This window comes from Pantoea sp. YU22 (assembly GCF_003970755.1).
Lineage (GTDB): Bacteria > Pseudomonadota > Gammaproteobacteria > Enterobacterales > Enterobacteriaceae > Pantoea > Pantoea piersonii.
The window spans coordinates 588451-606909 of record NZ_RYDU01000001.1; the positions used below are offsets into that span (position 1 = coordinate 588451).

General features: G+C 57.3%; 21 protein-coding genes. 17 read left to right on the forward strand and 4 right to left on the reverse strand.

What is annotated here, in order from left to right; all coding sequences use genetic code 11:
- Positions 1-2 precede the first annotated feature (2 nt).
- Entirely contained in the window at positions 3-683 is a 681-nt protein-coding gene (hxpB, locus tag EKL29_RS02825) for a hexitol phosphatase HxpB (protein ID WP_126688804.1), read from the reverse strand.
- 143 nt (positions 684-826) lie between these two features.
- Between hxpB and EKL29_RS02830 the strand changes: the two genes are divergently transcribed.
- The gene (locus EKL29_RS02830) at positions 827-1363 is read left to right on the forward strand and encodes a YniB family protein (RefSeq protein ID WP_120452362.1); all 537 of its coding nucleotides are present in this window, start codon (positions 827-829) and stop codon (positions 1361-1363) included.
- Between the two features lie 4 nt (positions 1364-1367).
- Here the strand turns inward: EKL29_RS02830 and EKL29_RS02835 are convergent, their stop codons facing one another.
- Both EKL29_RS02835 and ghoS read right to left on the reverse strand, forming a co-directional pair.
- Positions 1368-2261: a fructosamine kinase family protein gene (locus EKL29_RS02835; protein WP_120452364.1), complete on the reverse strand. Its 894-nt coding sequence runs from the start codon at positions 2259-2261 to the stop codon at positions 1368-1370.
- A 135-nt stretch (positions 2262-2396) separates the two neighbouring features.
- A complete protein-coding gene (gene ghoS / locus EKL29_RS02840; RefSeq protein ID WP_120452366.1) occupies positions 2397-2687 on the reverse strand; it encodes a type V toxin-antitoxin system endoribonuclease antitoxin GhoS in 291 nt (96 codons plus the stop codon).
- Between the two features lie 353 nt (positions 2688-3040).
- Here ghoS and EKL29_RS02845 point away from each other — a divergent pair, with 353 nt between their 5' ends.
- The 16 genes from EKL29_RS02845 (at position 3041) to EKL29_RS02925 (ending at position 17383) form a co-directional block, all read left to right on the forward strand.
- Entirely contained in the window at positions 3041-3802 is a 762-nt protein-coding gene (locus EKL29_RS02845) for a YdiY family protein (protein WP_120452368.1), read from the forward strand.
- 239 nt (positions 3803-4041) lie between these two features.
- A complete protein-coding gene (thrS, locus tag EKL29_RS02850) occupies positions 4042-5970 on the forward strand; it encodes a threonine--tRNA ligase (RefSeq protein ID WP_120452370.1) in 1929 nt (642 codons plus the stop codon).
- A 4-nt stretch (positions 5971-5974) separates the two neighbouring features.
- Positions 5975-6517 carry a translation initiation factor IF-3 gene (infC, locus tag EKL29_RS02855; RefSeq protein ID WP_033747527.1) on the forward strand — a complete coding sequence of 181 codons (543 nt, stop codon included), beginning with the start codon at positions 5975-5977 and terminating at the stop codon, positions 6515-6517.
- Between the two features lie 99 nt (positions 6518-6616).
- Entirely contained in the window at positions 6617-6814 is a 198-nt protein-coding gene (rpmI, locus tag EKL29_RS02860; RefSeq protein WP_081137701.1) for a 50S ribosomal protein L35, read from the forward strand.
- A gap of 97 nt (positions 6815-6911) precedes the next feature.
- A complete protein-coding gene (rplT, locus tag EKL29_RS02865; protein ID WP_010616241.1) occupies positions 6912-7268 on the forward strand; it encodes a 50S ribosomal protein L20 in 357 nt (118 codons plus the stop codon).
- 120 nt (positions 7269-7388) lie between these two features.
- Positions 7389-7433, forward strand: a complete 45-nt coding sequence (gene pheM, locus EKL29_RS23190) for a pheST operon leader peptide PheM (RefSeq protein WP_123912837.1) — start codon at positions 7389-7391, stop codon at positions 7431-7433.
- A 145-nt stretch (positions 7434-7578) separates the two neighbouring features.
- The gene (gene pheS, locus EKL29_RS02880) at positions 7579-8562 is read left to right on the forward strand and encodes a phenylalanine--tRNA ligase subunit alpha (RefSeq protein ID WP_120452375.1); all 984 of its coding nucleotides are present in this window, start codon (positions 7579-7581) and stop codon (positions 8560-8562) included.
- Positions 8563-8576: 14 nt separating this feature from the next.
- Positions 8577-10964 (forward strand): phenylalanine--tRNA ligase subunit beta, encoded by a 2388-nt coding sequence (gene pheT / locus EKL29_RS02885; protein ID WP_120452377.1) that lies wholly within the window; start codon positions 8577-8579, stop codon positions 10962-10964.
- 4 nt (positions 10965-10968) lie between these two features.
- Positions 10969-11271 carry an integration host factor subunit alpha gene (gene ihfA / locus EKL29_RS02890; protein WP_033747517.1) on the forward strand — a complete coding sequence of 101 codons (303 nt, stop codon included), beginning with the start codon at positions 10969-10971 and terminating at the stop codon, positions 11269-11271.
- A 204-nt stretch (positions 11272-11475) separates the two neighbouring features.
- Positions 11476-11826: a DUF2502 domain-containing protein gene (locus EKL29_RS02895; RefSeq protein ID WP_126688805.1), complete on the forward strand. Its 351-nt coding sequence runs from the start codon at positions 11476-11478 to the stop codon at positions 11824-11826.
- A 99-nt stretch (positions 11827-11925) separates the two neighbouring features.
- Positions 11926-12909, forward strand: a complete 984-nt coding sequence (btuC, locus tag EKL29_RS02900; protein WP_126688806.1) for a vitamin B12 ABC transporter permease BtuC — start codon at positions 11926-11928, stop codon at positions 12907-12909.
- 38 nt (positions 12910-12947) lie between these two features.
- Positions 12948-13490: a glutathione peroxidase gene (locus tag EKL29_RS02905; protein ID WP_120452383.1), complete on the forward strand. Its 543-nt coding sequence runs from the start codon at positions 12948-12950 to the stop codon at positions 13488-13490.
- A 2-nt stretch (positions 13491-13492) separates the two neighbouring features.
- Positions 13493-14233 carry a vitamin B12 ABC transporter ATP-binding protein BtuD gene (gene btuD, locus EKL29_RS02910; protein ID WP_126688807.1) on the forward strand — a complete coding sequence of 247 codons (741 nt, stop codon included), beginning with the start codon at positions 13493-13495 and terminating at the stop codon, positions 14231-14233.
- A gap of 72 nt (positions 14234-14305) precedes the next feature.
- On the forward strand, positions 14306-14767 hold the full coding sequence (locus EKL29_RS02915; protein ID WP_120452387.1) for a C40 family peptidase: 462 nt from the start codon (positions 14306-14308) through the stop codon (positions 14765-14767).
- A 314-nt stretch (positions 14768-15081) separates the two neighbouring features.
- Positions 15082-15813, forward strand: coding sequence for an EAL domain-containing protein (locus tag EKL29_RS02920; RefSeq protein WP_120452871.1), 732 nt, complete (start codon positions 15082-15084; stop codon positions 15811-15813).
- A 133-nt stretch (positions 15814-15946) separates the two neighbouring features.
- Positions 15947-17383, forward strand: a complete 1437-nt coding sequence (locus EKL29_RS02925) for a YdiU family protein (RefSeq protein WP_126688808.1) — start codon at positions 15947-15949, stop codon at positions 17381-17383.
- Between the two features lie 5 nt (positions 17384-17388).
- Here EKL29_RS02925 and EKL29_RS02930 read toward each other — a convergent pair whose 3' ends face one another.
- The gene (locus EKL29_RS02930) at positions 17389-18435 is read right to left on the reverse strand and encodes a 3-deoxy-7-phosphoheptulonate synthase (RefSeq protein ID WP_120452873.1); all 1047 of its coding nucleotides are present in this window, start codon (positions 18433-18435) and stop codon (positions 17389-17391) included.
- Between the last annotated feature and the right edge of the window lie 24 nt (positions 18436-18459).

Sequence of the window (18459 nt, forward strand, 5' to 3'; positions counted from 1 at the left end):
GATCAGGGCGCGGAATCGCCCAGCAGATGCGCCGCGGTCAGCTGGGTAAGATCGTCCAGCCTGACGTTCGCCAGCGACCAGCGCGCGTCATCGCGTAGCGCCGCGGGCGGCACCACAATGGAGCGCATGCGCGCCGCTTTTGTGGCGATCATACCGTTAAATGAGTCTTCCAGCGTCACGCAGTTTAGCGGGTCGACGTTCAACTGCGCGGCGGCATCCAGATAGACCTGCGGATGCGGTTTGCTGTAGGGCAGCGCCTCGGCGGAGACCAGCACGTCGAAATCGTCGCGCAGGTCGAAGAGCGTCAGCACGCGCTCCAGCATCATCAGCGGCGACGCGGAGACCAGACCGGTTTTCAGTCCACGCTGGCGACACAGCTGCAGCGCCTGCTTAACCCCGGGCAGCAGCGGGCGCTTTTCCTCAATCAGCGCCAGCGCGCGGGCGATAATGCGCGCCGTGACCGTCTGCTGGTCCGGGCCTGACCAGGGCAGGGTTTCATACCACATGCGCACCACCTGATCGATGCGCAGGCCCAGCGTGTCCGGCAGCTCGCTGCGGCGCGATAAATCGACGTTCAGCGTGGCGAAGATGTCCAGTTCAGCCTGATCCCACAGCGGTTCGGAGTCGATAATCAGGCCATCCATATCAAAAAGGGCGGCATAAACAGGGCGGGTATAACTCATCGGCTGGCTCCTTGTAGAATTTGCGCTACCTTATCATGGGCTGGCGCGCGCCGCGAAAGGGGCGCAGGCTGCGCTTTTTACAGGAAATTAAAACCACAGGCAGGTAGACTGGCTGCAATCTGGATTCAGGTACAGGAGATACCATGACTTATCAACAGGCTGGCCGCATCGCCATCCTTAAGCGAGTGGCTGGCTGGGCAATATTTTTGCTCGCGCTGCTGTCGACCGTGATTTCAGTGCTGAGCTTTATGTTCAGACACAGTGAAAAACAGCCGGGCATTGACGCCGTTATGCTCGACTTTGTCCATGTGATCGTTGACATGATCCGCTTCAACACGCCTTTCCTTGGCTTCTTCTGGCAGAACTCGCCGGTACCGGAGTTCCACGGTCAGATGAATATCGGCTTCTGGATCATCTACATTCTGATTTTCGTCGGTCTGGCGCTGGAAGCATCCGGTTCGCGAATGGCGCGTCAGGCGCGCCATATAAAAGAGGGTGTTGAAGATCAGCTGATTCTGGAGCAGGCGAAAGGCGGCGATGCCCGTACGCGCCAGCAGCTGGAAGAGAAAATCCGCGTGCCGCACCACACCATCTTCCTGCAGATTTTTCCGCTCTATATCCTGCCGGTGGTGATCGCCGTTGCCGGTTATTTTGTGCTGTCGCTGCTCGGCTTTCTGTGACAGGTCAGGCCGGTCTGGCCTGACGCTGCGCCAGCGCGTCCTCATCCAGCAGCCGCCCGACGGCGAACTGCGCCTCGCTTAACCAGCTGCCGCCGAATACGTTGGCGCGGTTAAGCAGGTAGTAGAGCTGGTAGACCGGCTGGCGCTGCGAGAAGCCGTCTGGCAGCGGCCAGACCGACTGATAGCCTTCATAAATCTGCCGCGGCAGATCCGGGAACCAGCCGAGCATCGCCAGATCGCATTCGCGATCGCCCCAGTAACAGGCGGGATCGAACAGCCAGGGACCGTTGGCGCTGCCAGCGCAGTTGGCTGGCCAGAGATCGCCGTGAAGCAGGGAGGGCTGCGGCTGGTGCGTGGCAAGCGCACGCTGCACGCAGTTCACAATCTCTTCCGTATTGCCGTAGGTGAGGCCTTTCTCTTCGGCCAGCTGAAGCTGCCAGCCGATACGCTGCTCGGCAAAGAAGACTGACCAGCGACGCAGCCAGCTGTTGGGCTGCGGCGTTGTGGTGATATTATTGTCGAAGTCGAGGCCGAACTGCGCCTGTTCGCTCCACTGATGCAGATGCGCCAGCTGCTGTCCCAGCTGAAAGGCGTTCTCCGCATCCAGCGGTTGAGGCGTGATATATTCCAGCAGCAAAAAGCTCTGATCGCGGTGATGGCCCACGCCATAAACCGCCGGTACGCGTACGCTTTGCGTGCGCGCCAGCAGCGCCAGCTGATCGGCTTCCCAGGCGAAAAGGGTGAGCATTTCACGACTATTGCACTTCACGAAGACGTCATGTTCGCCATAGCGAATGCGCCAGGCGGGGTGAATGTCGCCGCCAGGAAGTTCGTGGCGTTCGGTAATATCGGCATGGCCAAACTGTTCGCTTAATAAACGACTAATAGCGTTCCACATTGGGCGATCCTCTTTTAACCTGTCAGGCTGCGGTGTCGGTCAGCACGCTCTACGACCCAAAGACGATTATATCGCGTGAATATCGCTCAAAACCCGCGCTTGCGCACAGCTTACCGGAACGAATGGCGGGCGCGGTTACTGCGAAGCGTCACGTAAAAACGCCTCCAGCGTCGTCACGGTGACATCGGGCGTCTGATGCAGCACGCTCTCGCCAGCGGCAACAGCCTGTCGTTGCAGATCCTCCTGCGACAGGGCGCTGACCAGACCGAAGCTGTTGGTGCCTAGTTCATGAGTGTGACCCTGATCGTCCTTAAGCGTGGTGCTAAAACCGCCCGCGATCATCGCGCTGTTAAGCGTTTGAACGTCGCTGAGGCCCGATTCCTGATAGTGAAACGTGACAATGTAACGTTTAAGTCCGTCGCTCATTTTTCACCTCTGTTCGGCTTGACTGAGCACAGCGTAGACCATGGTGAAAAAATGCGCGAATAATGAACAGGATAAAGGCATTATTTATCACAGGCATAAAAGTAAAGCTGGGTAAAGGCGCCCCTGGCGGGTTCAGAAAAATCTTGTCGCAACTCCGCTGAATTTTTGTTGGCTGCTCCCTATAATGCGCGGCGTTAATGAGAAAATTCCCAATAATCAAGCGTGATTGACTCTGAATGGGGTGTTTCATGGAGGTTAATACTTATTTACAATACTTACCGTAAATTGCATTGATCGGCCCGTAAAACCCTTCACACTCTTCGTTTTTTAAACTGTCGTACGGGTCACAATAAATGAAAGTGCTTAACAAGCTCTCAGCCGTTCTTTTGCTCTCCGCTGGCGCGTTTTGCCACCAGGCATTGGCGGACAACACCGTTTTTACCGCGATGGACGATCCTTCAACGGCAAAGAAGCCGTTTGACGGCAGCGCCTCCGCAGGCTATCTGGCGCAGACCGGTAACACCACCAGCTCTTCGCTGACAGCGCAGACTAATATGACGTGGTATCAGAGCTCTATGGCGTACAGCCTGTGGGGCAACGCGGCGAACACCTCATCTAATGATGAACGCTCTTCTGAAACCTACAATATCGGCGGCCGCTCGCGTTATAACCTCAACAGCTTCGATTACCTGTTTGGTCAGGCAAGCTGGCTGAGCGACCGTTTTAACGGCTACGATTCGCGCGATGTGCTGACCGCAGGTTACGGTCGTCAGATCCTGAGCGGCCCCATTCATTCGCTACGTGCTGAATTTGGTCCAGGCGTGCGCTATGACGATTTCCATGACGGCGGCAGCGAAACCAAAGCGCTGGGCTACGGCGCGCTGAGCTATCAGTGGCAGCTGACCGATAACACCAAGTTTATTCAGGGCGTATCGGTGCTGAGCAGCTTCGGTGAAGACACCACCATTAACTCAGAAACCGGCCTGCAGGTTGGCATCAACGACCACTTCGCGCTGAAGCTGGCCTACAACGTCACCTGGAACAACAATCCGCCGGAGTCCGCGCCCGATCGCACCGACACCAAAACCAGCATTATGCTGACCTACGCGATGTAATTCTCTGCGTAAACCGCTTCCTGACCGCAGCCTGTCTGCGGTTTTTTTTCGCCTGCTCCTCGACTTAGCTGCGAGAGCACGGGTTTTGCTGGCCGCTCAAAGCTGTTATCATCGTCGGCGCACTACAATTCCTGGCGTCATTCCGACAATGTGGGTCTGACATTACGCCAGGCAATCAATTTTACTCAATGTTGTATGTAAGCTTTCGTGTGGCTTACCACTGCAATTAAGGATATTAAATGCCTGTAATTACTCTTCCTGATGGCAGCCAGCGCACCTACGATCGCGCAGTCAGCGTGATGGATATTGCGCTGGATATCGGGCCTGGCCTGGCGAAAGCCTGTATTGCCGGACGCGTTAACGGTCAGCTGGTGGATGCGGTCGATCCCATCACCGAAGATGCCTCTGTGGCCATCATTACCGCAAAAGATGAAGCGGGTCTGGAGATTATTCGCCACTCCTGCGCGCATCTGCTGGGGCACGCTATTAAACAGCTGTGGCCCAACACCAAAATGGCGATCGGTCCGGTTATCGACAACGGCTTCTATTATGACGTCGATCTCGATCATACCCTGACGCAGGAAGATATCGACGCGCTGGAAAAACGTATGCACCAGCTGGCCGAAACTAACTACGACGTTGTGAAAAAGGTCGTCAGCTGGCAGCAGGCGCGCGACGTGTTCGCCGAGCGCGGCGAGAGCTATAAAATTACTATTCTGGATGAGAACATCAGCCACGACGATCGTCCTGGCCTTTATCATCACGAAGAATATATCGACATGTGCCGCGGTCCGCACGTGCCGAATATGCGTTTCTGCCACCACTTCAAGCTGCAGAAAATCGCGGGCGCCTACTGGCGCGGCGACAGCAATAACAAAATGCTGCAGCGTATCTACGGCACGGCCTGGGCGGATAAAAAGCAGCTCAACGCCTATCTGCAGCGTCTGGAAGAGGCGGCGAAGCGCGACCACCGTAAAATCGGCAAGCAGCTCGACCTCTACCATATGCAGGAAGAGGCACCCGGCATGGTTTTCTGGCATAATGACGGCTGGACTATCTTCCGCGAGCTGGAAGTGTTCGTGCGCAGCAAGCTGAAAGAGTACCAGTACCAGGAAGTAAAAGGTCCGTTTATGATGGACCGCGTGCTGTGGGAAAAAACCGGGCACTGGGAAAACTACAAAGAGGCGATGTTTACCACCTCTTCAGAAAACCGTGAATACTGCATCAAGCCGATGAACTGTCCGGGCCACGTGCAGATCTTTAATCAGGGGCTGAAGTCCTACCGCGATCTGCCGCTGCGCATGGCGGAGTTCGGCAGCTGTCACCGCAACGAGCCGTCAGGCGCGCTGCACGGCCTGATGCGCGTACGCGGCTTTACCCAGGATGACGCCCACGTCTTCTGTACGGAAGATCAGGTGCGTGACGAAGTGAACAGCTGTATCCGCATGGTCTATGACATGTACAGCACCTTCGGCTTCGAAAAGATCGTGGTGAAACTCTCCACGCGTCCTGAGAAGCGTATCGGCACCGACGAAATGTGGGACCGCGCCGAAGAAGATTTAGCCGCTGCGCTGAATGAAAACGAAATTCCGTTTGAATTCCAGCCCGGAGAAGGTGCATTCTACGGCCCGAAAATTGAATTTACGCTTTACGACTGTCTCGATCGCGCCTGGCAGTGCGGCACAGTTCAGCTAGACTTTTCCCTGCCAAAACGTCTGGACGCCACGTATGTGGGCGAAAACAACGATCGTCAGACGCCGGTTATGATTCACCGCGCGATTCTCGGCTCTATGGAGCGCTTTATTGGCATCCTGACCGAAGAGTTCGCCGGTTTCTTCCCGACGTGGCTGGCGCCGATGCAGGCGGTGGTGATGAATATCACCGATGGGCAGGCAGAATATGTCGACATGTTGACACGCAAATTGCAGAATGCTGGCATTCGTGTGAAAGCAGACTTGAGAAACGAGAAGATAGGCTTTAAAATCCGCGAGCACACATTGCGTCGCGTCCCTTATATGCTGGTTTGCGGTGACAAAGAGGTGGAAGCAGGCAAAGTTGCCGTTCGCACCCGCCGCGGTAAAGACCTCGGGACGATGGATGTCGATGTGTTTGTTGAGAAGCTGCAACAAGAGATTCGCAGCCGCAATCTTCACCAATTAGAGGAATAAGGTTATTAAAGGCGGAAAACGAGTACAACCGACGCGTCCGAATCGAATCAACGGTGAAATCCGTGCCACTGAAGTACGCTTAACTGGCGTGGATGGCGAACAGATTGGTATTGTCAGCCTTCGCGAAGCTATTGAAAAAGCTGAAGAAGCGGGTGTTGATTTAGTAGAAATCAGCCCCAACGCCGAACCGCCGGTGTGCCGTATTATGGATTACGGCAAGTTCCTTTATGAAAAAAGCAAATCTTCTAAGGAACAGAAGAAGAAGCAAAAAGTTATCCAGGTTAAGGAAATTAAATTCCGTCCTGGTACCGATGAAGGCGACTATCAGGTAAAACTCCGCAGCCTGATTCGTTTTCTGGAAGAAGGCGATAAAGCCAAAATCACGCTGCGTTTTCGCGGTCGTGAGATGGCGCACCAACAGATCGGTATTGAAGTGCTTAACCGCGTGAAAGAAGATCTGACCGAACTGGCAGTAGTCGAATCCTTCCCATCGAAGATCGAAGGCCGCCAGATGATTATGGTGCTCGCTCCCAAGAAGAAACAGTAGGCTTTCAAGTAACAATGACCGCGCAGCGTTCGCGCTGTGCGGTTCTTTGTTCGCCTGTCTGATTCGTTTTATTAACAATGCGAAGTGGATATTTTTAAAATGCCAAAGATTAAAACTGTACGTGGCGCGGCTAAGCGCTTCAAGAAGACCGCTTCTGGCGGCTTCAAGCGTAAGCACGCAAACCTGCGTCATATTCTGACTAAAAAATCAACTAAGCGTAAACGTCACCTGCGTCCGAAAGGTCTGGTGTCTAAAGGCGATCTGGGTCTGGTTGTTGCCTGCCTGCCGTACGCATAAGTTAACTTTTTTATAAATCTGCCTGAAACCTTTGCATAACGGCCGCTGGCCAGCAGGGGATAAGGGCATCACAGAATATTGATACAGGAGAGCTCACATGGCTCGCGTAAAACGTGGTGTAATTGCTCGCGCACGTCACAAGAAAATCTTAAAACAAGCTAAAGGCTACTACGGTGCACGTTCACGTGTATACCGCGTTGCCTTCCAGGCTGTTATCAAAGCTGGTCAGTATGCTTACCGTGACCGTCGTCAACGTAAGCGTCAGTTCCGTCAACTGTGGATTGCGCGTATCAACGCTGCAGCGCGTCAGAACGGCATCTCTTACAGCCGTTTCATCAATGGCCTGAAAAAAGCGTCCATTGAAATTGACCGTAAGATCCTGGCTGACATCGCTGTATTCGACAAAGTGGCATTCACTGCACTGGTCGAAAAAGCAAAATCAGCTCTGGCGTAAGTCAGATGAAAAAGGGAGCTTGCTCCCTTTTTTATTGCTTGTAACTCAAGCAAAAGATTGACATTTTCATCGCTGGGCTTTTCAATAGTACCCTCAGAATCCCAGCAAGGTAACGCAAGCATGCACGCTGCTATTTTCCGTTTCTTTTTTTACTTTAGCACCTGACTCTCAGGGGCTTTTGCGCATAGAAAAGAAACGAAAAATCGCGCCGAAAGCCTCCCTCGTGGAGGCTTTCGTGTTTCTGGCGAAGCATATTGGACGGCAACGTCCCAACGAGAACTGACCAGCCCGCCTGGAAGAAGAGGAAACCATGTCCCAACTCGCAGAACTGGTGGCCCGCGCCACAGCCGCTATCGACGAGGCGACGGATATCGCCACCCTTGACGCGGTGCGCGTCGAATATACCGGTAAAAAAGGCCATCTGACGCAGCTGATGACGACGCTGCGCGAGCTGCCGCCGGAAGAGCGTCCGGCTGCGGGCGCGGTGATCAACGACGCCAAGCAGCAGGTGCAGGAGCGACTTAACGCTCGCAAAGAGACGCTGGAGTCCGCCGCGCTCAATGCCCGGCTGGCCGCCGAGACCATCGACGTTTCCCTGCCGGGGCGCCGTACGGAAAATGGCGGTCTGCATCCGGTAACGCGCACCATCGATCGCATCGAAACCTTCTTCGGCGAACTGGGTTTCGCGGTGGTGACCGGTCCGGAAATCGAGGATGACTACCATAACTTCGACGCGCTGAATATTCCCGGCCATCACCCGGCACGCGCCGATCACGACACCTTCTGGTTCGACGCCACGCGGCTGCTGCGTACTCAGACTTCCGGCGTGCAGATCCGCACCATGAAAAATCAACAGCCGCCGATTCGCATCATCGCGCCGGGCCGCGTCTATCGCAACGATTACGATCAGACGCATACCCCGATGTTCCACCAGATGGAAGGGCTGATCGTCGACAAGAACATCAACTTCACCAACCTGAAAGGCACGCTGAACGACTTCCTGCGCAACTTCTTTGAGGAAGATTTGCAGATCCGTTTCCGTCCTTCCTACTTCCCGTTCACCGAACCTTCGGCGGAAGTGGACGTGATGGGCAAAAACGGCAAATGGCTGGAAGTGCTGGGCTGCGGCATGGTGCACCCGAACGTTTTGCGCAACGTCGGTATCGATCCGGAAATCTACTCCGGCTTCGCCTTCGGTATGGGCATGGAGCGTCTTACCATGCTGCGTTACGGCGTGACCGACTTGCGCGCCTTCTTCGAAAATGATTTACGTTTCCTCAAACAATTTAAATAAGGGCAGGTTATCCAATGAAATTCAGTGAACTCTGGTTACGCGAATGGGTAAACCCGGCTCTGGACAGCGCTGCCCTTTCTGAACAGATCACCATGGCCGGTCTGGAAGTGGACGGCGTGGAGCCGGTTGCCGGCGCGTTTCACGGCGTGGTCGTCGGTGAAGTGGTGGAGTGCGGCCAGCACCCGAACGCCGACAAGCTGCGCGTGACTAAAGTCAACGTCGGCGGCGATCGTCTGCTGGATATCGTCTGCGGCGCGCCGAACTGCCGTCAGGGGCTGAAGGTGGCGGTCGCCACCGTCGGCGCCGTACTGCCGGGCGATTTTAAAATTAAAGCGGCTAAGCTGCGCGGCGAACCTTCGGAAGGCATGCTCTGTTCTTTCTCTGAGCTGGGCATTTCCGACGATCACAGCGGCATTATCGAACTGCCGGGCGATGCGCCGATCGGCATGGATATCCGCGACTATCTGAAGCTGGACGATAACACCATTGAGATCAGCGTGACGCCGAACCGTGCCGACTGCCTCGGCATTATCGGTATTGCGCGCGATGTGGCGGTGCTGAATAGCCTGCCGCTTACCGCGCCCGCTATCGAGCCGGTAGCCGCCACCATCGGTGACACCTTCCCGATCCGCGTTGACGCCACCGACGCCTGTCCGCGCTACCTGGGCCGCGTGGTAAAAGGCATCAACGTCAAGGCTGCCACGCCGCTCTGGATGCGTGAAAAGCTGCGCCGCTGCGGCATCCGCTCTATCGATCCGGTGGTGGATATCACCAACTACGTACTGCTTGAGCTGGGTCAGCCGATGCACGCCTTCGATCTTGACCGCATTGACGGCGGCATCGTGGTGCGCATGGCGGAAGAGGGCGAAACCCTGACGCTGCTCGACGGCAGCGAAGCGAAGCTCAGCAGCGATACTCTGGTTATCGCCGATCACCATAAAGCGCTGGCGATGGGCGGCATATTCGGCGGCGAGCATTCCGGCGTGAATGAAGAGACGCAGAACATCCTGTTTGAGTGCGCCTGGTTCGAGCCGCTGGCGATCACTGGCCGCGCGCGTCGTCACGGCCTGCACACCGATGCCTCGCACCGCTACGAGCGCGGTGTCGATCCGGCGCTGCAGTACAAAGCTATTGAGCGCGCCACTCAGCTGCTGCTGGAAATCTGCGGCGGCCAGGCTGGCCCGGTTATCGACCAGACGCACGAAGCGGCGCTGCCGCCGCGCGCCACCATCACGCTGCGCCGCGAGAAGCTGGATCGCCTGATTGGCCATGTTGTTACCGATGAGCAGGTGACCGACATTCTGACGCGTCTCGGCTGCGACGTGACGGCAGGCCAGGGCGAGTGGAAAGCGGTCGCGCCGAGCTGGCGCTTCGACATGGCGATTGAAGAAGATCTGATTGAAGAGGTCGCGCGCGTCTACGGTTATAACAATATCCCGAACGTGCCGGTACAGGCTGGCCTGGTGATGACTCAGCATCGCGAAGCGAATCTGTCGCTGAAGCGCGCGAAAAATATGCTGGTGGATAAAGGCTATCAGGAAGCGATCACCTACAGCTTCGTCGATCCGAAAATGCAGCAGCTGCTGCACCCGGGCGAAGAGGCGCTGATCCTGCCAAGCCCGATCTCCAGCGATATGTCGGCGATGCGCCTGTCGCTGTGGACCGGTCTGCTGAGCGCCGTGGTCTACAACCAGAACCGCCAGCAGAGCCGTGTGCGCCTGTTTGAGAGCGGTTTGCGCTTTGTACCTGATACCCAGGCTGATTTAGGCATCCGTCAGGATCTTATGCTGGCGGGCGTGCTGAGCGGCAACCGCAACGAAGAGCACTGGGATCTGGCGCGTCAGACGGTTGACTTCTATGATTTGAAAGGTGATTTGGAATCGCTGCTCGATTTAACCGGCAAGCTGGATGACATTCGCTTCCGCGCCGAAGCTAATCCAGCGCTTCATCCGGGACAGAGCGCAGCAATTTATTTGCATGATGAACGAATCGGATTTATCGGTGTGGTTCATCCTGAGCTGGAACGTAAGCTGGATCTCAATGGTCGCACCTTAGTCTTTGAACTGCTTTGGAATAAGGTCGCAGACCGCGTCCTGCCTGATGCGCGCGAGATTTCACGCTTCCCGGCGAACCGTCGCGATATCGCCGTGGTGGTGGCTGAAAACGTCCCCGCAGCAGATATCATCGCCGAGTGTAAGAAAGTTGGCGTAAATCAGGTAGTTGGCGTAAACTTGTTTGACGTGTACCGCGGTAAGGGTGTTGAAGAGGGTTTCAAGAGCCTCGCCATCAGCCTGATTTTGCAGGATACCAGCCGGACACTCGAAGAAGAGGAGATTGCCGCGACCGTTGGCAAATGTGTTGCGGCATTAAAAGAGCGATTCCAGGCAACCTTGAGGGATTGAACCTATGGCGCTTACAAAAGCTGAAATGTCAGAGTACCTGTTTGAGAAGCTTGGGCTGAGCAAACGCGACGCGAAAGAGCTGGTGGAGCTGTTTTTTGAAGAGGTTCGCCGCGCTCTGGAAAATGGTGAACAGGTAAAACTGTCTGGGTTTGGTAATTTCGACCTGCGCGATAAAAATCAGCGTCCAGGCAGGAATCCAAAAACGGGGGAAGATATTCCGATTACCGCGCGCCGCGTGGTAACGTTCCGCCCGGGTCAGAAGCTGAAAAGCCGTGTCGAAAATGCTTCTCCGAAAGATAACGACTGACCGATTTCAGTGTTCTAAAAAGGCCGCGCAAGCGGCCTTTTTCATTTCTGCGCCGTGCGCGCTGTTTTCTTTCTGCATGTTCTCTTCACACTGTCAGCTTTCTGTAAGCATAGGGGAAATAAGCTGAAAATCCGCCTGCGCCGATAGTGACCCGTGAAACGCTTTTGTTATAACTGCGCCGACAGATAACAAGAGACTACCCTGATGAAAAAAACCGCACTGCTTTTAAGCGTCCTGCTGGGGATGCCGCTGCTGGCGAGCGCTCATGCTCCGCATTATGACAACGCGCCGGGCCCTGGCGTCCATATTGGCGATCGCGATCATCGCGGCTACTACTGGGACGGCTATGACTGGCGTCCGGCGAAATGGTGGCAGGCGCACCATGGCCGCAATGTCGGACTGAAAGGGCCGCATGGCTACTGGAACGGCAACGGCTGGCAGGCGCAGCGCCCTGACCACGACAAGCCGATGGCGAAGCGCGACAACCCGTCGCATAACGACCATCCGACGCGCAACGACCGCGAGCCGGTGCCGCCGCGCGCTAACCACAACTGATCCTCTTTGCGGCGCCCTCCGGCGCCGCAAACGCCAGCCTTTCTTTTTCTGCCAATCTCTCTACAATCAAATCTCTGTTTTCTCAGCGAATCCTCGATTATGTCCCTGCTGGAGCAGCTTGCTCATCAGGCGGATCGCCGCAGCCGTCGCGTGCTGATGGCGCTGTGCCTTATCCTGCTGGCGTTAATTGTTCTCAGCCTGTGCGCGGGCGATAGCTGGATCGCCCCGGCCCGGTGGCTGAGCGACAGCGGCCAGCTGTTTGTCTGGCAGCTGCGTCTTCCGCGCACCCTTGCGGTGGTGCTGGTCGGCGCGGCGCTGGCAGTCTGTGGCGTCGTAATGCAGGCGCTGTTTACCAATCCGCTGGCGGAGCCGGGCCTGCTCGGGGTTTCTAACGGCGCGGGCATTGGACTGGTGCTGGGCGTGCTGTTCGGCAGCGGGTCGCTCTGGAGCCTGAGCCTGGCGGCGATGGCGGGCGCATTGCTGATCACCCTCATCCTGCTCCATTTCGCCCACCGGCAGCTCTCCGTAACGCGACTGCTGCTTACCGGCGTGGCGCTGGGCATTATCTGTAGCGCCATTATGACCTGGGCGGTCTACTTCAGCACCAGCCTGGATCTGCGCCAGCTTATGTACTGGATGATGGGCGGCTTTAGCGGTATCGACTGGCGTTATGGCTGGATGATGCTGGCGCTGCTGCCGGTCACCGCTGGGCTGATCGCCACCGCGCGCGTGCTCAATCTGCTGGCGCTCGGCGAAACTCCGGCGCAGCAGCTGGGCCTGTCGCTCTTTTTCTGGCGCAATACGCTGGTGCTGGCTATGGGCTGGCTGGTCGGCGTCAGCGTCGCTATGGCGGGTGCGATCGGGTTTGTCGGCTTAGTGATCCCGCACTTGCTGCGGCTGAGCGGCATCAGCGATCATCGCTATCTGCTGCCGACATCGGCGCTGGCGGGCGCGGGCGTACTGCTCGCCGCCGACATTATCGCGCGTCTGGCGCTGACCTCGGCGGAGTTGCCGATCGGCGTGGTGACCGCCACGCTGGGCGCGCCGCTGTTTATTGCGCTGTTAGTCAAATCTTCGCGCTAGCTTCGGCTGGCTTTCCGCATCCACGACAGGAGACTTTTATGGGCCTTTATCAAACTGAACTGATGACGATCGACGGCAAGAAAACCACGCTGGAAGAGTGGCAGGGCAAGGTGTTGCTGGTGGTGAACGTGGCGTCAAAATGCGGTCTTACCCCGCAGTACGAGCAGCTGGAGGCGCTGCAGCAGCAGTATCAGGCGCAGGGCTTCAGCGTGCTGGGCTTTCCCTGCAATCAGTTCCTTGAGCAGGAGCCGGGCAGCAACGAAGAGATTAAAACCTACTGCAGCACCACCTGGGGCGTGACCTTTCCCATGCTGGCCAAAGGCGATGTCAACGGCCCGGCGCGCCATCCGCTCTATGCGCAGCTGATCGCGGCGCAGCCGGAGGCGGTGCGCCCGGAAGGCAGCGGCTTTTACGAGCGTCAGGTCAGCAAAGGCCGCGGGCCGAAAGCGCCGGGCGATATTCTGTGGAACTTCGAGAAGTTCCTGATCGATCGTCAGGGCAACGTAGTGAAGCGTTTCGCGCCGGATATGACGCCGGACGACGCCATTATCCAGCAGAGTATTCAGCAGGCGCTGGCGTAACCGTGCTCATCAGCCTCAGGGACGCCGCCGTTCCCGGACGGCTGGCGTCTTTCTCCGCCGAAGTGGCCGCCGGCACGCTGCTGCATCTGGTCGGGCCAAACGGCGCGGGCAAAAGCACTCTGCTGGCGCTAATGGCGGGGATGCTGCCGGGCGAAGGAGAGATCCGGCTACTGGGGCGTCCGCTGCGCGAATGGCGCGGCCCGGCGCTGGCACGGCTGCGCGCCTGGCTGCCGCAGCAAATCGCGCCGGGCTTTATGCCGGTTTACCACTATTTGCGTCTCCATCTGAGCGAGACGCAGTCAGACGCGCCGCTGACCGCGCTGCTGGAGAAGCTGCAGCTGCAGGACAAGCTGGCGCGTCCGCTGGCGCAGCTGTCGGGCGGCGAGTGGCAGCGCGTCAGGCTGGCGGCGGCGTTCGCCCAGATCGATCCCGCCCTTAACCCAGAGGGAAAAGTGCTGCTGCTGGACGAACCGATGACGGGACTGGATATTGCCCAGCAACACGCCGTCCACAGCCTGATTGTCGGGCTGCAGCGCGCCGGCATCTGCGTTATCGCCAGCAGTCACGATCTCAACCATACGTTGCGTCATGCCGATAGCGTCTGGCTGATGGCGCAGGGCAGAGTGATGGCGCAAGGGGCACCTGCGGCGATCCTGACGCCCGAGCGTCTCAGCGATCTCTATGCTATCCCGTTTCGCCTGCTGGAACTGGATGGCCAGCCGCTGCTGACTGCGCAACCCTGACGGCCACGTCTTGCCAGGCTGCGCGCCTGACGCTAGAGTGAGGCCGTTGCGATTAACAGAGGATGTGCGCGAATGCGGTTAGGCGTGTTTTTACTGGTGTTGATACTGGCAGGATGCAGCGGCCATCGCGCGCCGCCGGTGAACGGCCGCCTGTCTGATCCCATTATGGTGGTGGCACAGCTCAACGAACAGCTGGGCCAGTGGCGTGGCACGCCCTATCGTTACGGCGGCATGAGTCGTGGCGGCGTTGACTGCTCCGGTTTTGTCTATCTCACCATGCGTGACAGGTTCGACCTGCAGCTGCCGCGCAGCACGCGGGCGCAGAGCGATATCGGCACGCGTATCAGCAAGGATGAGCTGCAGCCGGGCGATCTGGTATTTTTCAAAACCGGCCGCGGTGAAAATGGCCTGCACGTCGGCATATATGACCGCGACAACGCCTTTATTCACGCCTCCACCAGCCAAGGGGTGATACGCTCCTCGCTGGACAACGTTTACTGGCGCAAAGCCTTCTGGCAGGCGCGGCGCATTTAAGGCAAATTACCTCTCTCTCAGAACGCCGTGCGCCGTAATAGCTGCGTAAATAGCAGCAAAAAATGCAGGTATATTTTAACTCTTATTTAAATTGGCACTTTACGCTGCCGGGAAATAATTATATCAATAAGACAGAGATTTAATTTTCTGGTAAAGGGTATTTACGCGACCGTTATTTGGCTTAGGGATCTGGCGCAGCGGGCAAAGCGAAATTTAACGGCAAAGATGTCCATCTCTTCCGGGGTTTGGTACTATTGCCTGCCTGATTTCGATGATATACGATGCGCCAGTCGCCACTTTATCTGGCTGTAAAAATGAAAGTTCATTTATCTGCCGACTATCAGTCGGAAATTTGGTTTTATCCTGCCTGCACAATTAGCGGGCAGCTGGTGGCCGTCGAGCTGGTTAGCCAGTTCGTGCATGAGACTGCGCCTGTCACCTTGCCGCAGGATTTGTTATTGCCGCAGCTTAATGAAACGCAGAGACTGCGTCTGCTGCAGCGCCAGATTAGCTTGCTGGAGCAACACTACGAGTTCTTCGAAAAGAATCATGTGCTGGCATTAATGCGAATTGATGAAAATCTGGCGCAAACGCTGCTGGCGAGTGAATTGCTGATACGTAAAATTAAGCAGCTTCCCTTTTTATTGCTGGACCTCAGCGAAACGTTTCCGCAGCTTTTAAACGGAATTAACGATCCTCTTATTTCTGCGCTAAAACAACAGTTCCGTTTATCATTATCTCATTTTGGTGCCGGTAAATCTTCGACTCGCGCCGTCTACGATAATCTGTTCGACTGCATCAAACTGGATAAACAATTTATTCAGGCACTGGCGAAACGTGCCTCTTTCCAGCCTTTTATTCAGAGCATCATTGATAACTTTTGCAGCCATACGCAGCTGATGATTATTTGCGGCATTGACGACAGAACGCTGCTCGATAAAACAGCGCCGCTGCAGGATGCCGTGCTGCAGGGCGCGCTTTTCCCGCCGGTAAAAGCCGAGGCGCTAAAGCGTCTGATTGCGAGCCAATGCTGCGCCCCTGATTAAGCCCGCCTGTTGTATTTGATTTCCCACCACTATACTTGCGGTGTCTCGCGCCTCTGCGCCGGGACGGCCCGATATCCGGTTTTTCACAGCGACGGTGGCCCTGATTTCGCCTGGCTGCCGCTCGGGAGAGTGTATGTTGTTTGATAACAGCTGGCAGCGCGAGCTGCCGGGATTCTATACCGCTCAGATGCCGACTGCGCTTAAGGGCGGCCGTCTGTTTTATCACAATGCGCCGCTGGCGCAGACGCTGGGCGTCGACCCGGCGCTTTTCGCCGGCGAAGGCCATGGCGTATGGCATGGCGCCGCGCTGCTGCCCGGGATGGAGCCGCTTGCGCAGGTCTATAGCGGACATCAGTTCGGCGTCTGGGCCGGTCAGCTGGGCGACGGCCGCGGCATTTTGCTGGGCGAACAACGCCTCAGCGCGGAACACAAAGTCGACTGGCATCTGAAGGGCGCCGGACTTACCCCTTACTCGCGGATGGGCGACGGACGCGCCGTGATCCGCTCCACGGTGCGCGAATTTCTCGCCTCCGAGGCGCTGCATCACCTGGGCATTCCCACCACGCGCGCCCTCGCTATCGCCATCGGCGACGAGCCGGTCTATCGTGAAACGCCAGAGCGCGGTGCGACGCTGATGCGCATCGCTGAAAGCCATCTGCGCTTCGGTCATTTCGAGCATTTCTTCTATAGCCAGCAGCAGGAAAAAGTAGAGCAGCTGGCGGATTATGCGCTGCGCCACCACTGGCCGCATCTGGTTAACGAAGCGGATAAATATCTTTTATGGTTTACCGACGTCGTTGAGCGCACCGCGCGCCTGATCGCCCAGTGGCAAAGTGTGGGCTTCGCGCATGGCGTAATGAACACCGACAATATGTCGCTGCTGGGGCTGACAATCGACTACGGCCCTTACGGTTTCCTTGACGACTATCAGCCTGGTTTTATCTGCAACCACAGCGATTATCAGGGGCGCTATAGCTTCGAAAACCAGCCGATGATTGGTCTGTGGAACCTGAACCGCCTGGCGCACGCGCTTTCCGGCCTGCTTAACGTCGAGCAGCTTAAACAGGCGCTGAGCCGTTACGAGCCGGAGCTGATGCGGGTATGGGGCGAACGTATGCGGGCGAAGCTGGGCTTCACGCAGCCTGACAGCGGCGATAACGCGCTGCTGGTGGAGCTATTATCGCTGATGGCGCAGGAGCACAGCGACTATACCCTGACGTTCCGTCTGCTCAGCGATACGCAGCCGCAGGACGCGCGTTCGCCGCTGCGCGACGAGTTTATGGATCGCGATGCCTTTGACCGCTGGTATCAGCGCTACCGCGCGCGTCTGCTGCAGGAAGAGGTTGCCGATGAGGCGCGACAGCAGCGCATGAAAGCCGCCAACCCGGCGCTGGTGCTGCGCAACTACCTGGCGCAGCAGGCGATCGACGAGGCGGAAAAGGGCGAAAGCGGGGCGCTGGCGCGGCTGCATCAGGCGTTGCAGCAGCCCTTTAGCGACGAAACGGCCGCTGAGTATCGTCAGCGGCCGCCGGACTGGGGTAAGACGCTGGAGGTGAGCTGCTCCAGCTAGGCGGCTCAGAAGCGGCTGTTCACCGCCTCGGCCAGCAGCGACAGCACCGCTTCGCTGTCCTGCCAGCCGAGGCAGGGATCGGTAATCGACTGGCCGTAAACCAGCGGCTCGCCCGCGACCACTTTCTGGTTTCCCTCTTCAATAAAACTTTCGATCATTACGCCCGCGACCGCGCGCGACCCGGCGCGGATCTGCTGCGCCACCTCGGCCGCCACCTCTTTCTGACGACGATGCTGTTTCAGGCAGTTTCCGTGGCTGAAATCGATGACCAGTTGCTCTGGCAGACTGAATTCACGCAGGCTGGCGGCAGCGGCGGCCACATCGTCGGCGTGATAGTTTGGCGCTTTGCCGCCGCGCAGGATAACGTGGCCGTGCGGGTTGCCGCTGGTCTGGTAAATCGTCATCTGGCCATCTTTGTCGGGTGAGAGGAACATATGGCTGGCGCGCGAGGCGCGAATGGCGTCCACCGCAATGCGCACGTTGCCGTCGGTGCCGTTTTTAAAGCCCACCGGACAGGAGAGCGCTGAGGCCATTTCACGGTGAATCTGGCTCTCCGTCGTGCGCGCGCCAATCGCCCCCCAGCTGATCAAATCGGCGATAAACTGGCCGGTAACCATATCCAGGAATTCCGTCGCGGTGGGCAGACCGAGGCGGTTAATATCGAGCAGAATCTGGCGCGCCAGGTCGATGCCGCGGTTAACGTTAAAGCTGCCATCCAGATCGGGATCGGAGATCAGTCCTTTCCAGCCCACCACGGTGCGCGGCTTTTCAAAATAGGTGCGCATCACGATTTCCAGGCGATCGGCGTAGCGCTCGCGCAGCGCATTCAGCCGCTGCGCGTAGTCGAGCGCGGCGCGCGGATCGTGCAGAGAGCAGGGGCCGATAATCACCAGCAGACGCGGATCTTCGCCGGTCAGAATCCGGGCGATGCGCTGGCGCGCGCGGGTCACGTTATCCGCAATGTCGGCGGAGAGAGGATGGGCAGCGGCTAATGCGGCAGGCGTGATCAGGCTGCCGATGCGTGCCGTACGCAGTTCATCAGTTTTATTCATGAGCATCTCGAAAGCTTTTTCTTC

What these genes read in the sequence shown, in the direction of transcription:
- hxpB (WP_126688804.1), bottom strand. Translation starts at nt 683, where the DNA reads ATGAGTTATACCCGCCCTGTTTATGCCGCCCTTTTTGATATGGATGGC.
- EKL29_RS02830 (WP_120452362.1), top strand. Translation starts at nt 827, where the DNA reads ATGACTTATCAACAGGCTGGCCGCATCGCCATCCTTAAGCGAGTGGCT.
- EKL29_RS02835 (WP_120452364.1), bottom strand. Translation starts at nt 2,261, where the DNA reads ATGTGGAACGCTATTAGTCGTTTATTAAGCGAACAGTTTGGCCATGCC.
- ghoS (WP_120452366.1), bottom strand. Translation starts at nt 2,687, where the DNA reads ATGAGCGACGGACTTAAACGTTACATTGTCACGTTTCACTATCAGGAA.
- EKL29_RS02845 (WP_120452368.1), top strand. Translation starts at nt 3,041, where the DNA reads ATGAAAGTGCTTAACAAGCTCTCAGCCGTTCTTTTGCTCTCCGCTGGC.
- thrS (WP_120452370.1), top strand. Translation starts at nt 4,042, where the DNA reads ATGCCTGTAATTACTCTTCCTGATGGCAGCCAGCGCACCTACGATCGC.
- rpmI (WP_081137701.1), top strand. Translation starts at nt 6,617, where the DNA reads ATGCCAAAGATTAAAACTGTACGTGGCGCGGCTAAGCGCTTCAAGAAG.
- rplT (WP_010616241.1), top strand. Translation starts at nt 6,912, where the DNA reads ATGGCTCGCGTAAAACGTGGTGTAATTGCTCGCGCACGTCACAAGAAA.
- pheS (WP_120452375.1), top strand. Translation starts at nt 7,579, where the DNA reads ATGTCCCAACTCGCAGAACTGGTGGCCCGCGCCACAGCCGCTATCGAC.
- pheT (WP_120452377.1), top strand. Translation starts at nt 8,577, where the DNA reads ATGAAATTCAGTGAACTCTGGTTACGCGAATGGGTAAACCCGGCTCTG.
- ihfA (WP_033747517.1), top strand. Translation starts at nt 10,969, where the DNA reads ATGGCGCTTACAAAAGCTGAAATGTCAGAGTACCTGTTTGAGAAGCTT.
- EKL29_RS02895 (WP_126688805.1), top strand. Translation starts at nt 11,476, where the DNA reads ATGAAAAAAACCGCACTGCTTTTAAGCGTCCTGCTGGGGATGCCGCTG.
- btuC (WP_126688806.1), top strand. Translation starts at nt 11,926, where the DNA reads ATGTCCCTGCTGGAGCAGCTTGCTCATCAGGCGGATCGCCGCAGCCGT.
- EKL29_RS02905 (WP_120452383.1), top strand. Translation starts at nt 12,948, where the DNA reads ATGGGCCTTTATCAAACTGAACTGATGACGATCGACGGCAAGAAAACC.
- EKL29_RS02915 (WP_120452387.1), top strand. Translation starts at nt 14,306, where the DNA reads ATGCGGTTAGGCGTGTTTTTACTGGTGTTGATACTGGCAGGATGCAGC.
- EKL29_RS02920 (WP_120452871.1), top strand. Translation starts at nt 15,082, where the DNA reads ATGAAAGTTCATTTATCTGCCGACTATCAGTCGGAAATTTGGTTTTAT.
- EKL29_RS02925 (WP_126688808.1), top strand. Translation starts at nt 15,947, where the DNA reads ATGTTGTTTGATAACAGCTGGCAGCGCGAGCTGCCGGGATTCTATACC.
- EKL29_RS02930 (WP_120452873.1), bottom strand. Translation starts at nt 18,435, where the DNA reads ATGAATAAAACTGATGAACTGCGTACGGCACGCATCGGCAGCCTGATC.